The following is an 18,978-nucleotide window of genomic DNA, read 5'->3' as shown; positions in this document are numbered from 1 at the left end:
GGCGAGATCGATGCTCAGAAATTGAATTGCGCCTGTACGCCGTAGGTCCTCGGTGCAGCTATCGTCGCCGCGAACAGGCCGGGCACGAACACTTGCTGCAAGCCGCCCGTGTGATAGGCCTTGTTCCCGAGGTTCCTGCCGAAGAGGCTGACGGAGTAGCGCTCGTCAACCCGGTAGGTCAGGTTGGCATCGAATATCGCATAGGGTTGACCCCGGGCTGCCGATATGAAGTCGGTGCTGAGCCACCGGTGGCTTGCAAACTTCATGCTTCCGCCCGCCACAATGGCGGAGTCGTCGGTCAGCATGAATTCGTGCTCGTAGCTTACCGTGCCCGTCCAACGCGGGACGCGCGCCACTTGGAAGCCGGCGCAATCTCCAACGACGTCGGGCCCGTCGACCCTCGTCGGGCATCCCGTGCTACCCGGGGCGAATACAAGCGCCGGAACTCTGAACGTGAAGCTGTCATAATTGGAATCGGCATATTCGACGGCCGCGGAGAAGGTGCCGCCCTCCAGGGGCTTGGCGACCAGCTCCAATGTTCCGCCCTTGATGGTTGCCTCGCCGACGTTGAAGAACAGGAAGTTCAAATTCCCCGTCGTGTCGAATGTGAGGCGCTGATCCTGGAGATCCTTATACTTCCAGTGGAAAAGGGTCGCGTTGAGCTGCAGGCGATTGTCAAAGAATCTGTTCTTTGTGCCGATCTCCACCGCGGTCAGGCGTTCGGGCTCGTAGACGGCCAAAGGCGGAATGGTCTGGTTCAAGCCACCTGCCTTGAAGCCGGTGCTAAGCGTCGCGTACATCATCGAACGCGGCGCGAGGTCGAACTCCAGGCCTAGCTTGTAGGTGGTTCCGTCGAATGCTGCTCTGGATGCAAAGACTTCCAGGATCGCGCCGGGGGTCCCAAGGAGGGGGCTCTGATTGGACATGGTGCCGTCCAACCGGCGCTTTTCATAGGTATATCGCAGGCCGCCGATCAGGCGAAGTCCGTCGAGGAGGCTGACGGTCGCCTGTCCGAACGCAGCATAGGCATCGGTGTCGGGCTCATAGACGAACTTGACGCTTTGAATGGGGTCTCCGCCCCGATCGGTTTGACTTCCCACGCTGCTTTCGGTGAAATAATAGCCCCCGAGCACCCACGTCAGGTCGGCGCCGCTGTTGCCGAGACGGAGTTCAATCGACTTTTGCGAGCCGCGATTATCCTCCGACTGCTCGAGCGTCGGGAACGCGGCGGTCTTGACGTCGGAATGCCGGTAGGCCGGCAGGATCGTCAGCGTCGCAAAATCGAAGTTCCAATCGAGCTGTGCGCTGACATTCCAGAGATCGCTGTTCTGGTACTGCGGCGGGAGATTGTCAGTCAGTAGCGGCCCGAATGGCGGAAACGAGTTCCGATAGTCGACGCCCGCCCGCGATCCTGCAGCCTCCCACTTGCTCGCACCCGGCCGGCGGGGGAGCCAGACATATCCCACGCCGTCGCCATCCAAATGGCTGTAGTCGCCATTCAGGAGCAACGTCAGATTTCCGCTTTCCGGCGCCCACTTCAGCCTGAGGCGAGCGGATTGCTGACGATCGTCGTTCGTCCCGTCGGAAAGATAGCCGTCCCGGCTGACGATGTTGAAGGCGCCCCGGATCGCCATTTCGGCACCAAGTGGAAAATTGACCGCGCCACTCACATGCGCCAGCGAGTAGTTCCCTGCTTCGAAGTTCAGATTGGCACCGGTGGACCCAAGCTCCGGCTCATGGGTGATGATGTTGATCGAGCCGCCGTTCGCATTCCGCCCGTAGAGCGTACCTTGCGGCCCCTTGAGCACTTCGACCCGGGCGATGTCGTAGAAATTTCCGCCAATGCTCGCCGGGCGTGCCACATAGACACCGTCCACGTTGAAGGCGACACCTGGGTTGGCGAGCGGATTGAACGACGTGTCGCCAACGCCGCGGATGTAGAGCTGGGTGCTGGCTCCGCCGGCACTCACGTCGAGGCCGGTCGTCAGCTTGGCGAGATCCGCTGCAGAGGTGAGGCCTGCCCTGAGGGCGCTTTCGGCGTCGAAAACCTGGATGGCAAGCGGAGCCCGCTGCACATTCTGCGCGTGGCGCTCGGCGGTGACGACGATTTCCTCGATACCGGTGCTCGCATCACCGTCCTGCTGCACCGTCTCCTGAGCGGATGCGCTACCCGACAAGGCGGGCGCCGCAACGGCGACCATACTGACACACAAGCGTAGCATCGATAATTGCATCTTTCCCCCAAGGCATCACGGGCTGGCCGCATTGACTGACCAGCCTTTTGGTTTGCCCTTAAGCGGGCACCATTTGCGGTGCGCTTGTCGCCCGGCCCCGCGTGGACCGGCCGCCCGGCGGAGCTTATAACCTACTGCCAATCGCCCAACTCTGCGTTGCGCGAAAGAAACACGGCGATATGCGAAATCCAGCTGGCGCCCGGCGCGCCATGGATCAACGCCGCTATCGGACCACGTGCGCCACCGCCTGATGTGACGCTTTGGCTCAAGCGCCGTAACCTACGCGATTCCAACGCGCCGGTAGGAGCTTGACGCTTGCTCTTGTTTGGCGCTTACTCCGGAGCGTTCGTACGGGCCGTCTTATCTGCTGCCCACGTCCACTGCCGCGAGCGGGAGCATATCGTGGTTGAGGTATTTACGACCGAGGTTGCTTCCCCGGACAAGCGGATCGATTTTTGGCATGAGGTTACCTCCGAAACGCTGATCAAACACAGCGTCGATCCGCTTGACCGGTCAAACTTCAGGGGGCGCCTTTTGCGCGCCCAGGCGGGTGCGGTAACCGTCACCCGCGTCATCTGCTCAGGCGCGACCGTCCGTCGATCGGTCGAGCAGTCGGCGCCGGCATCCGCGGAGCGTTGTCTGATCTTCCTGCTCCCGTTCCGCGGTTCCGCAGAATTGGTGCAGGACAGGTCCCGGTTCGAATTGAACTCGCGCGGCGGCGTTCTTATCGACAATATGCATCCGTTCACGGCCCGCTACGATGCGGCAGACATGCTGCTCGTGAAGTTGCCGCTGAAGGAGATGCTGCCAAAGCTCGGTCTGCGCGACGCTCATCTCCCACGGCCGCTGGCTGCGGGACGGTTACCGGTCAGCCTGCTATCGTCCTTGGCGCTGCCACTCTTGGTAGAGGGCAACGATGACGTCGCTGTTGGCGCGGACGAGGCATGGTCTATCGGGGCGGTCATCGCGGATCTGATCGCGCTGTCCTGCAAAATGAGCACGCCAACCTCCACAGGAGGGAGCCGTGATGGCTACTGGCTCAGGCGCGCCAGGACTATCATAGAAAAGCGGTTCGACGAACCAGGCGTCAGCCCCGCGGCCATCGCAGCGGAACTTGGCATAACCACAAGATATCTGCAGATGCTCTTTGCAGCCCGTGGCGAGACGCCGTCACGCTATCTTGAACAGGTACGGCTTAGAAGCGTCGAACGGCAGCTTCGCGATCCAAAATGCTATAGAAACATCACAATGCTTGCTTATGATAATGGCTTTGCCAGCCTCGATCAGTTCAGCCGGGCTTTCAGGCGGCGCTTCGGCTCGTCGCCGCGTGAATATCTCCGGCGGCTGGATCGTCAATCATAGCGGGCCCTCCGGCAGCTCACGTCTCCACGCATTCCCAGCCCCCGCCGAGTGCCTTGTACAGCGCGATCAGCGCCGCCAGCTCTGCCGCCCGTGCATCGACGCTTTGGCGATCGGCAGCACTGAACGCCGATTGCGCATTGAGCAGGACGATCAAATCATCCTCGCCGATGAGGAAGCGCTGGCGCGCCAGCTGCAGGGCCGCGGCCGACTGAGTGCGCACCAGATCGCTACGCTCTCTTGTTGCCTGAGCCGCGGCGAAGCGGTTAAGCGCGGATTCACTTTCGGCAAGGGAAATCAGGATCGACCGCTCATAACGTACCAGGGCGGCGGCAAGACGTGCCTCGGCAGCGCGGATCTGGGCTCGGATGCGGCTGGCCGAAAAGATCGGCCAGCGCAAACTCGGCCCGGCCTGGTAGCGCACGCTGTCACCGGTCCCCAGTTCGTCTGCGTCTCTCGCCTGCAATCCAATGGTGCCCAGAAGCGAGAATCGCGGGAACAAGTCCGCTGTCGCCACACCGATGTCGGCCGTGAAAGCGGCGAGTTCACGCTCGGCGCGCCGGATGTCGGGCCGCCGCCGGAGTAGATCGGAGCGCATACCAGCCGCGACGGTTGCCGGTGCCTGCGGTAGCCGCGTCGGTGCCATCAACTGCGCGGCGGCAGCCTCTGGCGGCTGCCCGGTGAGAACGGCGATTCTGTAGGCGGCGGCGCGCGCGTCCGCGTCGAGGTTCGGGAGGGCGGCGGCAGTCGCTTGCGCCTGGGCGTCGGCGCGCACAAAGTCGAAGCGGGATGCCTCGCCGGCACCGTGGCGTTCACCGATGAGACGCGCGACCCACGCCTGCGCTTCGGCATCCGCCTGTGCACTCGTGCGACGCGCCTGTGCCGCCCGAAGATCGACATAGTTGCGCGCGAGTTCTGCGATCACGCTGACAAGCACCTCGCGCCGGGCCTCCTCGGCGGCCTCCACCCGCGCCTCCGCACCCTGAACGGCGCGCCGCGTGCCACCCCATATGTCGATCTCCCAGGACGCGTCGAAGCCGATGTCGAACAAGGAGAAGCTCGGATCGAGGCCGGGGATTCCGGAGACGGGCAACTGGCCGTTCTCGCTCAGTCGGTTTTCTGTCGCAGCACCCGTCACGTCGACTTTGGGGAGCGCGCGTCCACGTACCGCATCGCGGTTTGCCCGCGCCTCGCGCAGCCGCGCATCTGCCTCTCGCACATCGCGATTGTTGGCGACCGCCAAGTCGACGAGCTGCGTCAGAAGCGGGTCGTTCAGCGACCGCCACCATGTGGCCTCGATTGGCTGGGTGACAGTCTGCGCAAGCCACTCAGAACCAACCGGAACTTTGGGCGCAGCATAGTCCGGGCCGACCGTCGTACAGCCCGCCAGACTCAGCGCGGAAAAGGTGACAAGGCGGAAGCGGCGAATCATAACGTCACTCCATTCGGGCACGGAAGAGGAAGGCTGCCGCGCTGAGTGTGACGAGCGCGATCAGTGCCATGGGCCAGCTATTCGCCAGCACCTCGCTTGCCGGCATGTTCTTGAGGAACACCCCCTCGGCGACAATCAGGAAGTGTCGAGGCGGATTGATCAGTGTCACGAGCTGCAACCAGTCGGGCATGTTGTCGATCGGCGTCGCAAACCCGGACAGCAGGATCGCCGGCACTCCGACGAGGAAGGAACCGAGGAAGGCCTGCTGCTGGGTCTGGGCCAGCGACGAGATCAGCATGCCAACGCCGATCAACGACAGCAGATAGACAGTGAGCGAGAGGTAGAACGAAACGAGCGATCCGGTCAGCGGAACCCGGAACATGGTGGGAATCAAAACGACGTAGATGGTTGCATTGACGAGCCCGACGATGAGTGGCGACGTCATTTTGCCAATCAGGATCTCGTGCACCCGCAGGGGAGAGACCATCAGCTGGTCGAAGCTGCCCAGCTCGCGCTCACGTGCCAAGGACTGGGCCGTGACCGCGAGTGCCATCAACGCGCCTATGATGACGATGAGGCCCGGCATGACGAACCATCGGTAATGCAGGTTCGGGTTGAACCAGTTGGTAACGGCGGTGCGGGTCATGGGCGATTGGCCTGCCCCCATGGCACCGGCCTCCGCGGCCGCGCTTGCGACGATCTGCTGCAGATATCCCGCGACAATCTGCGATGCGTTGGACCGGCGTCCATCGAGGATGACCTGCGCCGTGCCGACCCGGCCCGCCTCGACATCGGCGCTGAACCGCTGCTCGAACGCGACCGCTGCAATGATGCGCTGATTGTCAATCGCGTTCCGGAGGTCCGCAGGAGATTGCAGCCGAATAACGCGACCCACATTGGGGCTTCCCGCGATGCGGGAAACCACCTCGTGACTCCAGACGCCCTGGTCCCGGTCGAGCACCCCGACGTTGAAGTTCCTGACCTCGAGAGTCACCGCGAAGCCGAAGAGGAAGAGTTGGATAATCGGTGGCGCGAAGAGCGTGGCCCGCGACTTGGGGTCGCGGAGCACCGCCCAAAGTTCCTTGACGATGATCGCGACAAGGCGGTGCAGTCTGCTGCTGTTCATCAGGCGATCCTCCGCCGTGTCGCGCGAAAAGCGAGGCTGAAGAAAAGGACACCAAAGGCCAGTAGCGTGAGAATGTTGCGCAGGAAGAGCTCCCATAGGTCGCCAACCACGAAGACGGTAGTCAGCGAGGGGACAAGATAGCGTGCGGGGACTAAATATGTGGCCAGTTGGATTGGCCGCGGCATCGACGCAATTTCGAACAAGAACCCAGACAAAAGCATCCCCGGCAGAAAGGCCGTCAGGAGCGCGACCTGGCTGGCGACAAACTGGTTCTTCGTAGCGGCGGAAATGAGCAGGCCTTGACCGAGTGCCGGGATGAGAAAGGCCGACGAGATGGCGAGAAGTCCCAGCACCGAACCGCGAAACGGCACGCCGAAGAGGTAGACTGCAAGGAGCGTGCACAAGAGCATCGATCCGAGCCCCAGCACGAAATAGGGTATAATCTTGGACGCCAGGAATTCGGCCATTCCGATCGGTGTCGCCATGAGTGCTTCGAGCGTGCCCCTTTCCCATTCCCGAGCGACCACGAGTGCCGTCAGCAGCGTTCCGATCATGGTCATGACAATAGTGATAGAGCCGGGAATCAAGGCGAACCGACTTTGGAGGCCGGGATTGAACCAATGACGGACAATGAGCGACATTGCCGGCCGCGCGGCCTTTCCTCGTTCGAGCGCGCGCGTCTCCGCCCAGCTCGCCAGCACACCTTCGGCGTAAGCGGCAACGAATGATGCGGTGTTGGGAAGCGATCCATCGGTGATGACCTGAACTTCGGCGCCGCGGCCTGCCGCCAACCTTCGCCCGAAGTCTTCTGGTATGACGACGATGCCTCGCAAGCGCCCGGCGACCAGATCGGACTCGAGCTCCCGAATGTTGCGCCTCGTCGCCACGTCGAACCAGCGGGAGCTTTGATAGGCATTGGCCAGACTGAGCGCCGGTTCGCTAGAGTCCTGCACCGCGAGTCCGATGCGGCTGCGCGCCGTATCCAGCGAAACGCCGAAGCCAAACAAAAACAGAAGAATGAGCGGCAGGAGGAATGCGATCAGCAGCGTCGACGGATCGCGCACGATCTGGAGCGACTCCTTGACGAGCAGCGCTCGAAAGCGACGAGGATCAAAGCTAGAGCTCATGCTCCTTCTCGCTGTCTGGCGGAGGCCTCGATCAGCGCGATGAAAGCATCTTCCATCGTCGGGTCTGTGATACCGGCAATGACGCCGGCCCGAGCCTTCAGTTCGTCAGGACTGCCCACCGCGATTTCGCGTGAGCGGTAGATGAGAGCAATTCGGTCGCAATATTCCGCCTCCTCCATGAAATGGGTCGTGACTAGAACGGTCACACCTCGCTGTACGAGGCCGTTGATGTGCATCCAGAACTCGCGCCGGACGATCGGATCGACACCCGAAGTAGGCTCGTCGAGGAAAAGAACGGGCGGCTGGTGGAGGACTGCGCACGCAAGTGCCAGTCTCTGCTTGAACCCCAGTGGCAAACCGCCGCTATTTTCCAAGAGATGTCGCTCAAGCTGGAAAACCTCGATCGCGCGTTCGGTCGCCTCGCGACGAGCGCGGCGATCGAGTCCATAGGCCCCAGCAAAGAAATCGAGATTCTGTCGGACGCTCAGATCGCCATAGAGCGAGAACTTCTGTGCCATGTAGCCGAGCGACTGGCGCGCATCCGCCCGGCCGCGCCGCAAGTCGTGTCCGGCGACCTTTCCTTCGCCCACGGTCGGGGTCAGCAGCCCGCAGAGCATCTTGAACGTCGTCGATTTTCCAGCGCCATTGGGACCGAGCAAGCCGAAGATCTGCCCGCGCGGAATGGAGAAACTAATGTCGCTTGCCGCGGTGAAATTGCCGAATATCTTCGTCAGTCCATGCGCTTCGATCGCTGGCCTGTCGCTTTCGGGAACCGGGCGATACTGTTCCGCAAGCGCGCTGCGCCCGCTTGGAGAAGCGCCGAGCGCATCCACGAAGGCGTCCTCGAACCGCGGTGACACCGGTTCCACGCTGGCTCCGGGCGGCACCTCGGGCAACGCAGCGGCCGGCGCTGGTGATCGATCGGACATGAGGAGGCGGATCGAGCTGCCTTGAATCGTAGCGTCGACCACATCGTTTCGTGCGACCATCCGCTCGAGGAGCGCTCGTCGTCCTTCAGCCGCGGTGAACAGTCGGAAACTGCGCCCTTCCAACCGGGACGTCAGTGCGTGCGGTGCGCCACTAAAGAGCAGCCGTCCCTCGTTGATAAGAAAGACCGTATCGCACTTCTCGGCCTCGTCGAGGTAAGCCGTCGACCACAGAACGCCCATGCCTTCGCCCGCCAGCTCACGGACCATCGCCCAGAGATCGCGCCGCGCAACCGGATCGACGCCGACGCCCGGCTCGTCGAGCAGCAGAACCTTGGGCGAGCGTACGAGGGCACATGCGAGGCCGAGCTTCTGCTTCATGCCACCCGACAGGCGGCCTGCAAGGCGCGTTTGGAAACGGTTCAAGTCTGTAAATGTGAGCAGACGTTCGAAGCTTTCCTCGCGGGCCGATGGATCGAGCCCGCGCAGATCGGCGTAAAGCGAGAGATTTTCGATGACGGTCAGATCTTCGTATAGCCCGAAACGCTGGGGCATATAGCCGATCGCCGACCGGTCGGCATGAACCGCCGGCGCCCCCAGGACGGTAACCTCTCCCTTGTCGGGATCGATGAGGCCCGCCAGCAGGCGGATCAAGGTGGTCTTGCCGGCCCCATCCGAGCCCACGAGGCCGGTCATCCTGCCGGCGACAATATCCAGATCGACTGCATCGAGCGCGGCAGGCGCGGCATTGCCAAAAACCTTCGTGACGCCTGCGGCTCGGGCAACGCTCTCGGCCATGTCAGCGATCCGTCTTGCCTGCCTCGACGAGTCCGACGGTCACCGGCTGCCCCTGCCGGAGACGATCGTCGGGATTGGTGATGTTGATCCGGAGACGGTAGACGAGGTCGGTCCTTAGATCCTCGGTCTGTACAGTCTTCGGGGTGAATTCGGCTGTGGGGGAGATGAACCCGATCACGCCGTCGTAGGCCTTCCGGCTCCCGTCGCTGGTAACATGTACCCGCATGCCCGGAGCAACGCGCCCGAGATCCGGTTCAGCGACATAGGCACGGACGCGAAGCGGACGGTCGATTGTAAGCGTGAAGACGGTCTCGCCGCGCTGCACGATGGCGCCGGGCTCACGCGCACGCGTCAGCAGCGTTCCTGCCGACGGAGCGCGCAGAGTCGCATCGATCAGGCTCGTGCGGGCCGCGTCGCGCTCGGCTATAGCGGCCGCCAATTGTGCTTCAGCCGCAGCGACGTCTTCACGCCGGAAGCCGGCGCGCTGCAACGAAAGTGACTGTTCGGCAGATTGGAGCTGCGCTTGCGCCGCAAGATACTCCGCCTGTGCCGCTTCGAAGGCCGCCTGCGACACAGCGCCGGTGGAGACCAATGTGCGACGTCGTTCGAAGCTCTCGCGGGCGCGGGCAAGATCGGCGCGACGAGCGGCAACCGCGGCCGATGCCTGCGCCACTTCCTGAGGCCGGTTGCCGGCGCGACGCTTCGCGAGTTCGGCACGGGCAGCCCCAACACGCGCTTCCGCGACCGCGACTGCGTCTCGCAGGGGACCGGGATCGAGTTGTGCCAGGAGCGAGCCCGCGGCGACCCTTGCGCCCTCGTCGACTGGCATCTCCGCGATGCGCCCGCCGACTCTAAAGCCGAGGTCGACCTGACGAATGTCGACATTTCCGTAGAGGATGAGTTCGTTGTCGCGATCCGCCCATAGTCCGAATGCCTGCGTGTGGAGGCCGGCTGCGGTCAGACCTCCCGCGACGACCAGTAGCGCAATCATCTGACGCCGGCGCCTCATAGCGCCACCTCCTCTCAGAAGCTGGAATTTAGAATTGCGAGCGTCTGGGTGCGGATGATCCGCCTGATGGCCGCGACTCCGTCGGCATCCAGCTCGTCCCATGCCATGATGCGCAGCAGTGCCGCGCGGGCGGTGCGATAGGCGAGCGCCTGTCCGAGGATTGCGAGGACCCGGAGTCGCGCCTCGGACGGCGCGCAGCGGCCTTCACTGATCGTCTCGATAAGCACCGCGATTCTCTGCGCGGCCTTGCCCATCGTCGCAAATATCGGATCAAACGCCTCGGTCGGGTCCATCTGCTCGCGGACGATGAACCTCCCCCAGGGCTCGCTTTCAGGATGAGTCATGATCTCGGCCAGACGGTCGACGATCGCGAGCACGGCAGCGACCGCTTCGTCCCGGGAGGCGCCCGCCTCGATCGCTGCGTCCGACGCGGCCAGAACCGCACCCATCCGCTCGTTTAATTGCTCCCCGATATGTCGAGCAGCCGCGAGATAGAGCCCCTTCTTACCACCATAGTGATAGGTGATCGAGGACATCATGGTCTTGGCGGCCGCTGCGATCTCCCGTGTGCTAGCCCCCTCCGGCCCATGTCGCCCAAAATAGTCGATGGCGGTTTCGAGCAGGCGCGTTTCGATTGGCTTCGGCTGGCGTGTCCCGATCATCTCACCACTCTATATTCGTTCGACCGAACATCACCGTTAACTGAGAGCGGCGGTGCAAAAGTCGGCCACGGTAGCGGCGGAATAAACCAGCCGCGGGCGGAGTAAAATCCGGCCACCTATTTCCTTTCTGCAATGACGGCAGGAGGGACAGGGGATCTACACCGTGGAACTATATCTGAAGGTTCGCCTGGCTGTCTCCGAAGGGATGACGCAGCGCCAGGCAGCAAAGCATTTCAACATATCTCGCGACAGCGTCGCCAAGATGGTGTCGTATTCGATACCGCCCGGCTATCAGCGGCGATCACCGATCCGGCGGCCGAAGCTGGATGCGTTCGTTTCGACGATCGAGCATTGGCTCGACGAGGATATGAAGGTGCCGCGCAAGCAGCGGCATACTGCCAAGCGGGTGTTCGACCGGCTGCGCGACGAATGCGGGTTCACCGGCGGCTACACGATCATCAAGGACTACATGCGCGAGCGGGATCAGCGCCGCCGGGAGGTGTTCGTGCCGCTGTCGCATCCTCCCGGCCATGCGCAGGCCGACTTTGGCGAGGCGACTGTGGTGATCGGCGGCGTCGAGCAGAAGGCGCGCTTCTTCGTGCTCGATCTTCCGCATAGCGACGGCTGCTACGTGCGGGCCTATCCGGCGGCGGTGGCCGAGGCCTGGGTCGACGGCCACATCCATGCGTTTGCCTTCTTCGGAGGCGTGCCGCAGTCGATCGTATACGACAACGACCGTTGCCTTGTGGCGAAGATCCTGCCCGACGGCACGCGCAAGCGGGCAGCGCTGTTCAGCGGTTTTTTGTCCCACTACCTGATCCGCGATCGCTATGGCCGTCCGGGAAAGGGTAATGACAAGGGGAATGTGGAGGGTCTTGTCGGATATGCCCGGCGCAACTTTATGGTGCCGATCCCGCAGTTTGCGACATGGGATGCGTTCAACGATTTTCTGGAGGAGCAGTGCCGAAAGCGCCAGCGCGATAAGCTACGCGGCGAGAACGAGACGATCGGCGAACGGCTGCAGCGCGATCTTGCCGCCATGCGTCCCTTGCCGGCGTCGCCGTTTGATGCCTGCGACCAGACCAGCGCTGTTGTGACAGCCCAATCGCTGGTGCGCTACAAAACGAACGACTATTCCGTGCCGGTTGCCTACGGTCATCAAGACGTCTGGGTCCGGGGCTATGTCGATCAGGTGGTGATCGGTTGCCGTGGTGAGATCATCGCCCGCCATCCCCGGAGCTGGGAACGGGAAGACATCGTCTTCGACCCCGTCCATTACCTGCCGCTGATCGAGCAGAAGATCAATGCGCTGGATCAGGCAGCTCCATTGCAGGGCTGGGATCTGCCGGACGAGTTCGCCACGCTGCGCCGTTTGATGGAAGGCCGCATGGCAAAGCATGGCCGGCGGGAATACGTCCAGGTTCTCCGTCTGCTGGAAAGCTTCGAGCTTGCCGACCTGCATGCGGCGGTAAGGCAGGCCCTTCAGCTCGGCGCGATCGGCTTCGATGCGGTCAAGCATCTGATCCTGTGCCGCGTAGAACGCCGACCGCCGCGATTGGACCTGTCGATCTATCCGTACCTTCCGAGGGCGACGGTCGAGAAGACCTCGGCGAAGGCGTATATGCGCCTCCTGTCGTCTGATGCGGGAGAGGCGGCATGAGCACCGAAGCACCTGACATCCTGCTCGCCCACTATCTCAAGACCCTCAAGCTGCCGACCTTCCAGCGCGAGCACCAAAAGCTGGCCCGACTCTGCGCAACCGAGGACGTCGATCACGTCGGCTACCTCTTCCGGCTTGCCGAGCGGGAGATGATCGAGCGCGATCGCCGCAAGGTCGAACGGCGGATCAAGGCGGCCAAATTCCCGGTCGTCAAAAGCCTCGACAGCTTCGACTTTGCCGCCATCCCCAAGCTCAACAAGATACAGGTGCTGGAACTGGCCAGATGTGAATGGATCGAGCGCCGCGAGAACGTCATCGCTCTCGGTCCCAGCGGCACGGGCAAGACGCATGTCGCGCTCGGCCTCGGCCTGGTCGCCTGCCAGAAAGGCTTATCCGTCGGCTTCACCACGGCGGCGGCCCTGGTCAGCGAGATGATGGAGGCTCGAGACGAGCGGCGTCTGCTCCGCTTCCAGAAGCAGATGGCCGCCTACAAGCTGCTGATCATCGACGAACTGGGCTTCGTGCCGCTCTCCAAGACCGGTGCGGAATTGCTGTTCGAGCTGATCTCCCAGCGTTACGAGCGCGGTGCCACCCTGATCACCAGCAATCTGCCTTTCGATGAATGGACCGAAACCTTGGGATCAGAACGACTGACCGGCGCACTGCTCGATCGCATCACCCACCACGTCAACATTCTCGAAATGAACGGCGACAGCTATCGTCTCGCCCAAAGCCGCGCCCGAAAGGCTGGCTGAAACCTTTCAAAAAAATCGCCGCGCCCGGCTGAGACCCCGCTCGGGCTACGCCCTCACGGCGGTCTCAGCCGGGCGCAAGGGTGGCCGACTTTTGCTCCGCCCGGTGGCCGGAAATTGCTCCGCCGTTGACAATTGCGTTATCCGGTGCGCCGCATCTTTTGCGTCGGTCGCAACTACGCCGACCACGCGCGGGAAATGGGGCGCGATCCGGACCGCGAGCCGCCCTTCTTTTTCACGAAATTCCCTGACTCAGTCGTGCCGTCGGGCAGCACCATTGCCTATCCGCCCGGCACAGCAAACTACCATTACGAAATGGAACTGGTGATCGCCATGGGAGCGCATCGGTTCAAGGCGAACACCGACAACGTACTGGATGCCGTCTACGGTTACGCCTGCGGGCTCGACATGACCCGCCGCGATCTCCAACTCCAAGCGCGCGAGCAGGGACGGCCTTGGGATCTCGGAAAATCCTTTGAAGAATCGGCCGTGATGGGCAGCATCCGCCCCGCGTCCGCCGTCCCGTCCTTGGGCACAGCGCGCATCTCGCTTGAGGTTAATGGCACAATAAGACAGACATCCAGCATTGGCGACATGATCTGGTCGACGGCGGAGATTATCTCAATCCTGTCACAATATTATCCATTGGGTCCGGGTGACCTGATCTTTACCGGCACGCCGGCTGGTGTCGGTGCCGTTGTCCCGGGAGATTATTTACTCGGCAAGATCGATAGCCTGCCTAGTGTCGAGACGAAGATCGGCAATCAGGTCGGATAACCGGAACCATGGGCGCCGCGTCAACACGGCGCCTCCACACGTCGAGCAGGTTCTCGGTGTGGCCAGAGCGGCTACTTCGCTTGGCGATCTCGTCCGGATAGCGCCGTTTCGAGTTGGTTGAACCCAGATGATCAAGACAGGCCGGCGGTCATCGCACCTAATATGCATAGATGCTTATGTCATCGAGAGCGCAGAGCTCAATTTCGCTCAATCGAGATATTCGCCATCTTCGCTACGCCGTAGCGACGACCTCCTGCCCCGCGACACTCGATGCCCTGCAGAAGATGCTGAGGGATGCTGAAGCAGGCCTTCAAAGACACGGCGCATCGTTTGAATGCGTCGAACTCGAGACGGCTCTAGCCCACAGCAGCGCGAGGACGTGGTTCTGCTGGCCCACGTCCGCTCAGCCTGCGCCCGCTCGAACAGCACCCACGGCAGCCCGCGCTTGACCCGCGAGTTGCTTGATGAACGTCTTGGAATTAGTCGCCGGCGAGCAGCGCGACACACCGGGTGATCTGGCTCGGGGCAGCGACGAAAAGCATCACATGCCAGCGCAGGTGGAACATGCACCTCCTCATGATGCAACCTGCGAGACCTTCACTCCTTCGTTCCTGGGGCGTGGCACGCCGAGCCGCTCGTGCAGCATCTCCGCCCAAGCGCACAACGCCTCCCGGCGCGGTTCAAACAGCTCCGATCTGTTGTAGATCCGCATGACCTTGGAGCGTGTCGCGGTCGCCACATGGTTGAGGACGCGGTCGGCGACGTGGGGCGGCACACCGAGCAGCTCGCAGGCATGGGTGTTGAAGGTCGTCCGGAAGTCGTGGACCGTCCAGTGGGGCATCGGCTCGACCTTCTCCTCCCCTCCCCTCTCCTCCGCGGCCTTCACCCGCGCCGCATGAATGGCCTTGTCGAGCCGCCGCTTGGCCTTCGTGAACCCCGAGACCGGCGTGTCGCCGGTGGTGGTGAAGAGATATCTGGAGTCCTGAGGCCGGTCCTGATGAGTCATTGCCTCGACGATGATCGAGCGCGCGAGCGGCGACAATGGTACACGCAACGCGCTGGCATTCTTCGTCCGCGGCGCGGACAGCAGCCAGATACCCTGGTCAGGCGCATCGTCGTCGCCAAGCGTCAGGTCGGCGACCGGCAAGGCCGCGACTTCCTCGCGCCGGTGGGGCAGCACGATGAGCAGGCGATAGAGCTGCTCAAACGGATAGCCCAGCGTCCCGGCTGCATTCCAGATTTCACGCAACTCATCGAGCGTGTGGTAGCGGTCGCGCTCATTCTCCTTGGCAGGCTTGCGCATCTTCTCGAGCGGATTGGCGGCAAGCACGCCCTCGTCGGCGCACCAGTTGAAGAAGGCCGAGGCATAGGCGAGCTTGCGATTGGCGGAGATAGGCGCCTTGCGCGCGTGCTTCTTCACAAGGTCGCCGAGTTCAAGTCGGGTGATCGAGGCGGGCGTCCGATTCGCGAGCGTTGTGAGCAGGCCCGCCTTGCCGTCGAGCGCCCGTCGCGTCGCGGCGCCGCGGCGATGACCTGTGAGGACCAAGCGCTCATAGGTGTCGAGCACGTCCTTGATCGACACGCGCCGTCTCGCCTCGGCCGCCGCTTCCTTCGCAGCCGCCTGCTTCTCGGCATTGGGATCAATGCCCTGCACGATCTGGCTGCGCACCGTGTGGGCAGCCGCGCGGGCATCCGAGATAGCCATGCCCGGCCAGGTGCCGAGCTTGACCCGGCTGCGCTTGCCATTGTTCAGCCGGATCACGAGCAGCCAAACCGCCGACCGCGCCCCCGCGCGCAGGCGAAGGCCCGGCTCGCGTTGGTCGCGCAGCTCGAGCTGGGCCTTCTCTCGCGCTGCCCGAGCGATCAGCGCCTCGATCGCATTCTTCGTCAGAAGCTCGGCCATTCCCCAGTCTCCAGACCATCTCGACGTCGTTCGGAAGCTGAAATTAGGCTCCGTATAGGCTCCACCAGAGCCCCGACCGGAGGTGATCGAACCTACACCATCGCGGACGTAGTGGGAATGGACCTTCTGACAAACTCCTTGCCTATCATTGCCTTACAATGGAACTGCGGGACGCTGGTGGACGGCGATGGATGATACCAGACCGTCGCTAAAAATGACTCTTAATCAGCGGGTCCTAGGTTCGAGCCCTAGTGCGTCCACCATTTCCCTCAATTAAATCAACAATCTACTATCGTGCGACGCCAAAATCAGCCTGTCCTTGCCGGACTTAGCTGATTTTGTGACATGGTCTCTCCGACCGCGGCGCCTCTCCGGTCATTCCGGGTAGCGACGCAACGGTCAGCTGTCGGCATACGGCTGGAGATGCCTCACCGATAGATGCGCGTAGCGGCGCACCGTCGATTCGGATTTCCAGCCTCCCCAGCTCCTGAAGCACCCAAGTGGAACATCATTTCACCGGAGCCAACTCGCCCAGGCGGGACGCAAATCATGCCAGCGGAAATCGGTTATCCCTGACCGATTCAACGCCTTGCGCCACGCCCGCATATTCGCCGAGCGGAGCGGATTGCCCCGGAAGGCGAACACGCTCGTCTCATGCTTGCCCTGAAGCCGTTCGAGAGCGGCCATCGCGATATCGTTCAGCGGCACGCCAAGGGCCCCGCCATTCCTCGTATCGCCGTGCTCGATTATCGCCGTGCGTCGGTGCAGCTAAACGCGATCCCAGGTAAGATCGAGGACATACCCTGCGGGACGCCGGTGGCCAGCGCAAACAAAACCACTTCGCGCTCATTCCGATAGGACTTCTTGGCCGCCAATCCTGGCTGGATGCTTCGTCGGCGATCGTTTCTCGTCGCCCGATCTTGAAACGCGTGTTCAGCAAGGCGCCAATGTTTCGATGGCAGTCTCCGACGATTTCAACGCGATGCTCGATCAATCGCTCGACTGGAAAATGGCCGAGCGGATTCGTGCTGACTGGGGCGGGCGATTCTGACTGAAAGGCGTAATGGCGGCAGAGGCTCTTTAGGCGCTGGTGGCCCCGGCCAGCCGGCTGGCTATGGTGAGAAGGTCCATGCCGGTGTGCCGGCCGATGTACTCGCAATACCGGCGGATGAGCCCGTCGCGGAAGCTGAGGACGATGCAATTCTCCATCGTGACCCGCTCGCCGACTGGGGCGAGGCCAGGGCCGCCCTTGCTGATGGCGTGCCACAGGAACTCGAAGGCGACCACGTCGTCGCCGGTGAAGATCCGACGCACCTCGATCGTGCGGTCCCTGGCCATCTCCGAGGCCGGGCCCGACGGCTGCCAACGCACCTTGTTGACGCCGATCGCCGGCATCAGCACCTCGCCGTCCTCGGTCATCAGGGAGTTCATGCGCTCGACGTCCGCGTCATTATAGGCCGCGACAAAGGCGAGAGTAGTCTCGACGTTATTCATAATGCTGGTCCTCCTATGCTGTAAACTATTTGACCATTTTATGGACAAATATGGGTTCGTGAATGAATAATGAAAATATATTATGGTTAATTCGCGTATTCCAACATTTTTAGTTGAGAGTGATTTGGTTTATGTAATACTTTCTTGAAAGATTCTTGGATCGCGGCAGTAAAACTTCATATGATCCGGCTTGCGAAGCCGTAATGGAAGATGATCGCGCTGCGGCTCAACGCCGAGTTGTGAGGCCAACCTTGCCGCGACCAAAAGCCCGGCAATGCCGCTCCCGATAATGTCAAACATATCTGCACCCATCTCGCCGGCTCTGCTCCACTGTATCCGGCAAATGACGTCCGACGAGGATATAGTGTACGGCACTCCAGAATAAGAAAACCGACAGGATCAGGAGAGCGATCTTCAAGGAATTCGTGCCGTAGTGAGGACGAAGTAAATCACTTAACCAACCGCAGAAGAAGGCGCCCGCGGCGAATCCTACGCCATTTATGGAAAAGAGCGTGACAGCGGCGGCGAAACTCCGTGCACCTGGATCGACGAGTGTCTGGACGGTGGCGTAGGTGGGAGCGATATAGGATGCCAACAATAGGGTACTGACTGCCGATAGGACTATAAAAAGCCCATAGCTGCCCGTCAGTAGCGAGCCCATCTGTGCGACCATGGCGACGAGGAGGCAAATAGCCAGTAGATAGAAGGTGTTGCGAGGGGCACGTTGCGCGAACCACCCAGCGACGAACCCCCCGCACAATATGCCTATTACACCGACCGCTCCGGCTATTGCTCCGTAGGTTGCACCGGTTTCCGTCGCAGTGAGGTGGAAAGTCCGCATGATATAGGCAGGCGCCCAGCCGCTCAAAGCACCTGCACCGATTCCCACCAAGGTACCGCCCAAAATCAGGTTGCGGACCGGTTTGTTGCGGAAGAGACTGAGAATGTCGCCCTTAGGGGATTCCCGTGCGCCGGTCGTCCAGTCACGCTTGGGCTCGCGCACGGTAATGAACACAAGCAGCGAAATTGCCAGGCCGCTAGCGCCTATGATGAACAAAGTCGCGCGCCATCCGAACCGATCGTTCAGATAGCCACCAAGAGAAAGCGCGAGGAAGGCGCCGATCGCGAGCCCCAGCGAATAGATGGCAATGGCCTTCGGTCGTGATGCCTTGTCAGTGTAATCGGCGATGATCGAGTGAGAGGCTGGCAAGAGAGCCGCCTCGCCAATAGCGACGCCGGTGCGGCTCAACACCAGCGTCATAATGCCCAGAGCGAAACCACCGAGCGCGGTTAGCGCGCTCCATAGCACGATCGCGCCAGAGATGATGTGGACGCGCACGCCGCGATCCGAAAATTTCGCAATCGGTATCGCGGCGATTGCATAGGTGAGGGAAAATGCCGGCCCGGTGATCAAGCCGATCTGGGTGTCGCTCAAGCTCAGGTCGTGCTTGATCGATTCCACGAGAATGAAGGGCAGTTTGGCGTCGAGCGAGGCGAGCGTCTGACAGAACATCAGCACTGCCACGACATACCAGCCATAGACAGCGCTGTGCGACCTGGCGGACGTATCGATCGTCACTCTATCGAATCCTTCGCGAGGAGAGAGCGGCAAGGAGCGGCCGGTAAGGACCTGTCAGAGCCACGCAACGGCGGTGCGCCTTCAGCAATGCAATTCGGCCAGCCAGAGCATTGGGATAATCAGGTACCAGCATGATAATC

General features: G+C 61.9%; 16 protein-coding genes, 1 tRNA gene and 1 pseudogene. 6 read left to right on the top strand and 12 right to left on the bottom strand.

The features are described from left to right. Positions 1-14: 14 nt before the first annotated feature. Positions 15-2,234, bottom strand: coding sequence for a TonB-dependent receptor (locus CMV14_RS12615; protein ID WP_096367723.1), 2,220 nt, complete (start codon positions 2,232-2,234; stop codon positions 15-17). A gap of 402 nt (positions 2,235-2,636) precedes the next feature. Between CMV14_RS12615 and CMV14_RS12610 the strand changes: the two genes are divergently transcribed. After that, positions 2,637-3,596 carry a helix-turn-helix domain-containing protein gene (locus CMV14_RS12610; protein ID WP_176489150.1) on the top strand — a complete coding sequence of 320 codons (960 nt, stop codon included), beginning with the start codon at positions 2,637-2,639 and terminating at the stop codon, positions 3,594-3,596. A 16-nt stretch (positions 3,597-3,612) separates the two neighbouring features. Here CMV14_RS12610 and CMV14_RS12605 read toward each other — a convergent pair whose 3' ends face one another. The 6 genes from CMV14_RS12605 to CMV14_RS12580 are packed head-to-tail and all read right to left on the bottom strand — an operon-like array spanning position 3,613 to position 10,673. Continuing rightward, on the bottom strand, positions 3,613-5,025 hold the full coding sequence (locus CMV14_RS12605; protein ID WP_066969592.1) for an efflux transporter outer membrane subunit: 1,413 nt from the start codon (positions 5,023-5,025) through the stop codon (positions 3,613-3,615). Between the two features lie 4 nt (positions 5,026-5,029). Beyond that, positions 5,030-6,151 carry an ABC transporter permease gene (locus CMV14_RS12600; protein WP_066969594.1) on the bottom strand — a complete coding sequence of 374 codons (1,122 nt, stop codon included), beginning with the start codon at positions 6,149-6,151 and terminating at the stop codon, positions 5,030-5,032. After that, a complete protein-coding gene (locus CMV14_RS12595) occupies positions 6,151-7,278 on the bottom strand; it encodes an ABC transporter permease (RefSeq protein ID WP_066969596.1) in 1,128 nt (375 codons plus the stop codon). The genes CMV14_RS12600 and CMV14_RS12595 overlap by 1 nt, the downstream gene beginning before the upstream one ends. Continuing rightward, positions 7,275-9,002, bottom strand: coding sequence for an ATP-binding cassette domain-containing protein (locus tag CMV14_RS12590; RefSeq protein ID WP_066969598.1), 1,728 nt, complete (start codon positions 9,000-9,002; stop codon positions 7,275-7,277). Before CMV14_RS12590 ends, CMV14_RS12595 begins: the two co-directional genes overlap by 4 nt. Before the next feature lies 1 nt (position 9,003). Further along, positions 9,004-10,011, bottom strand: a complete 1,008-nt coding sequence (hlyD, locus tag CMV14_RS12585) for a secretion protein HlyD (RefSeq protein WP_066969599.1) — start codon at positions 10,009-10,011, stop codon at positions 9,004-9,006. Positions 10,012-10,025: 14 nt separating this feature from the next. After that, on the bottom strand, positions 10,026-10,673 hold the full coding sequence (locus tag CMV14_RS12580; protein WP_066969600.1) for a CerR family C-terminal domain-containing protein: 648 nt from the start codon (positions 10,671-10,673) through the stop codon (positions 10,026-10,028). A 163-nt stretch (positions 10,674-10,836) separates the two neighbouring features. On the opposite strand from CMV14_RS12580, the gene istA reads away from it, so the two are divergent. From istA to CMV14_RS27160, 4 genes and pseudogenes are all read left to right on the top strand, one after another. Beyond that, positions 10,837-12,333 carry an IS21 family transposase gene (istA, locus tag CMV14_RS12575; protein WP_066970373.1) on the top strand — a complete coding sequence of 499 codons (1,497 nt, stop codon included), beginning with the start codon at positions 10,837-10,839 and terminating at the stop codon, positions 12,331-12,333. Beyond that, positions 12,330-13,088, top strand: a complete 759-nt coding sequence (gene istB, locus CMV14_RS12570) for an IS21-like element helper ATPase IstB (protein WP_066970376.1) — start codon at positions 12,330-12,332, stop codon at positions 13,086-13,088. Before istA ends, istB begins: the two co-directional genes overlap by 4 nt. 144 nt (positions 13,089-13,232) lie before the next feature. Beyond that, positions 13,233-13,862 carry a fumarylacetoacetate hydrolase family protein gene (locus CMV14_RS12565; RefSeq protein WP_238147009.1) on the top strand — a complete coding sequence of 210 codons (630 nt, stop codon included), beginning with the start codon at positions 13,233-13,235 and terminating at the stop codon, positions 13,860-13,862. Positions 13,863-14,226: 364 nt separating this feature from the next. Then, a pseudogene (locus tag CMV14_RS27160) lies at positions 14,227-14,364 on the top strand (IS3 family transposase); the annotation flags it as partial. A 72-nt stretch (positions 14,365-14,436) separates the two neighbouring features. On the opposite strand, the gene CMV14_RS12560 reads toward CMV14_RS27160, so the two are convergent. Continuing rightward, a complete protein-coding gene (locus tag CMV14_RS12560; RefSeq protein ID WP_083215661.1) occupies positions 14,437-15,765 on the bottom strand; it encodes a tyrosine-type recombinase/integrase in 1,329 nt (442 codons plus the stop codon). Positions 15,766-15,934: 169 nt separating this feature from the next. Here CMV14_RS12560 and CMV14_RS26470 point away from each other — a divergent pair. Continuing rightward, positions 15,935-16,028 (top strand) — tRNA-Lys (locus CMV14_RS26470). Positions 16,029-16,278: 250 nt separating this feature from the next. On the opposite strand, the gene CMV14_RS12555 is transcribed toward CMV14_RS26470, so the two are convergent. The 4 genes from CMV14_RS12555 to CMV14_RS12545 form a co-directional block, all read right to left on the bottom strand. Next, entirely contained in the window at positions 16,279-16,473 is a 195-nt protein-coding gene (locus CMV14_RS12555) for a site-specific integrase (RefSeq protein ID WP_066959272.1), read from the bottom strand. A 372-nt stretch (positions 16,474-16,845) separates the two neighbouring features. Beyond that, positions 16,846-17,259: a nuclear transport factor 2 family protein gene (locus CMV14_RS12550; RefSeq protein WP_066959269.1), complete on the bottom strand. Its 414-nt coding sequence runs from the start codon at positions 17,257-17,259 to the stop codon at positions 16,846-16,848. Positions 17,260-17,388: 129 nt separating this feature from the next. Beyond that, entirely contained in the window at positions 17,389-17,559 is a 171-nt protein-coding gene (locus tag CMV14_RS26760; RefSeq protein WP_176488939.1) for a hypothetical protein, read from the bottom strand. Continuing rightward, entirely contained in the window at positions 17,552-18,838 is a 1,287-nt protein-coding gene (locus tag CMV14_RS12545) for a spinster family MFS transporter (RefSeq protein ID WP_066959267.1), read from the bottom strand. Before CMV14_RS12545 ends, CMV14_RS26760 begins: the two co-directional genes overlap by 8 nt. Between the last annotated feature and the right edge of the window lie 140 nt (positions 18,839-18,978).

It is taken from the genome of Rhizorhabdus dicambivorans, assembly GCF_002355275.1.
Classification (GTDB): domain Bacteria; phylum Pseudomonadota; class Alphaproteobacteria; order Sphingomonadales; family Sphingomonadaceae; genus Rhizorhabdus; species Rhizorhabdus dicambivorans.
This window is presented reverse-complemented; position numbering and strand designations above follow the sequence as displayed.

What these genes read in the sequence shown, in the direction of transcription:
- CMV14_RS12550 (WP_066959269.1), bottom strand. Translation starts at nt 17,259, where the DNA reads ATGAATAACGTCGAGACTACTCTCGCCTTTGTCGCGGCCTATAATGAC.
- CMV14_RS12615 (WP_096367723.1), bottom strand. Translation starts at nt 2,234, where the DNA reads ATGCAATTATCGATGCTACGCTTGTGTGTCAGTATGGTCGCCGTTGCG.
- CMV14_RS12580 (WP_066969600.1), bottom strand. Translation starts at nt 10,673, where the DNA reads ATGATCGGGACACGCCAGCCGAAGCCAATCGAAACGCGCCTGCTCGAA.
- CMV14_RS12560 (WP_083215661.1), bottom strand. Translation starts at nt 15,765, where the DNA reads ATGGCCGAGCTTCTGACGAAGAATGCGATCGAGGCGCTGATCGCTCGG.
- CMV14_RS12590 (WP_066969598.1), bottom strand. Translation starts at nt 9,002, where the DNA reads ATGGCCGAGAGCGTTGCCCGAGCCGCAGGCGTCACGAAGGTTTTTGGC.
- CMV14_RS12605 (WP_066969592.1), bottom strand. Translation starts at nt 5,025, where the DNA reads ATGATTCGCCGCTTCCGCCTTGTCACCTTTTCCGCGCTGAGTCTGGCG.
- hlyD (WP_066969599.1), bottom strand. Translation starts at nt 10,011, where the DNA reads ATGAGGCGCCGGCGTCAGATGATTGCGCTACTGGTCGTCGCGGGAGGT.
- istB (WP_066970376.1), top strand. Translation starts at nt 12,330, where the DNA reads ATGAGCACCGAAGCACCTGACATCCTGCTCGCCCACTATCTCAAGACC.
- CMV14_RS12600 (WP_066969594.1), bottom strand. Translation starts at nt 6,151, where the DNA reads ATGAACAGCAGCAGACTGCACCGCCTTGTCGCGATCATCGTCAAGGAA.
- CMV14_RS12595 (WP_066969596.1), bottom strand. Translation starts at nt 7,278, where the DNA reads ATGAGCTCTAGCTTTGATCCTCGTCGCTTTCGAGCGCTGCTCGTCAAG.
- CMV14_RS26760 (WP_176488939.1), bottom strand. Translation starts at nt 17,559, where the DNA reads ATGTTTGACATTATCGGGAGCGGCATTGCCGGGCTTTTGGTCGCGGCA.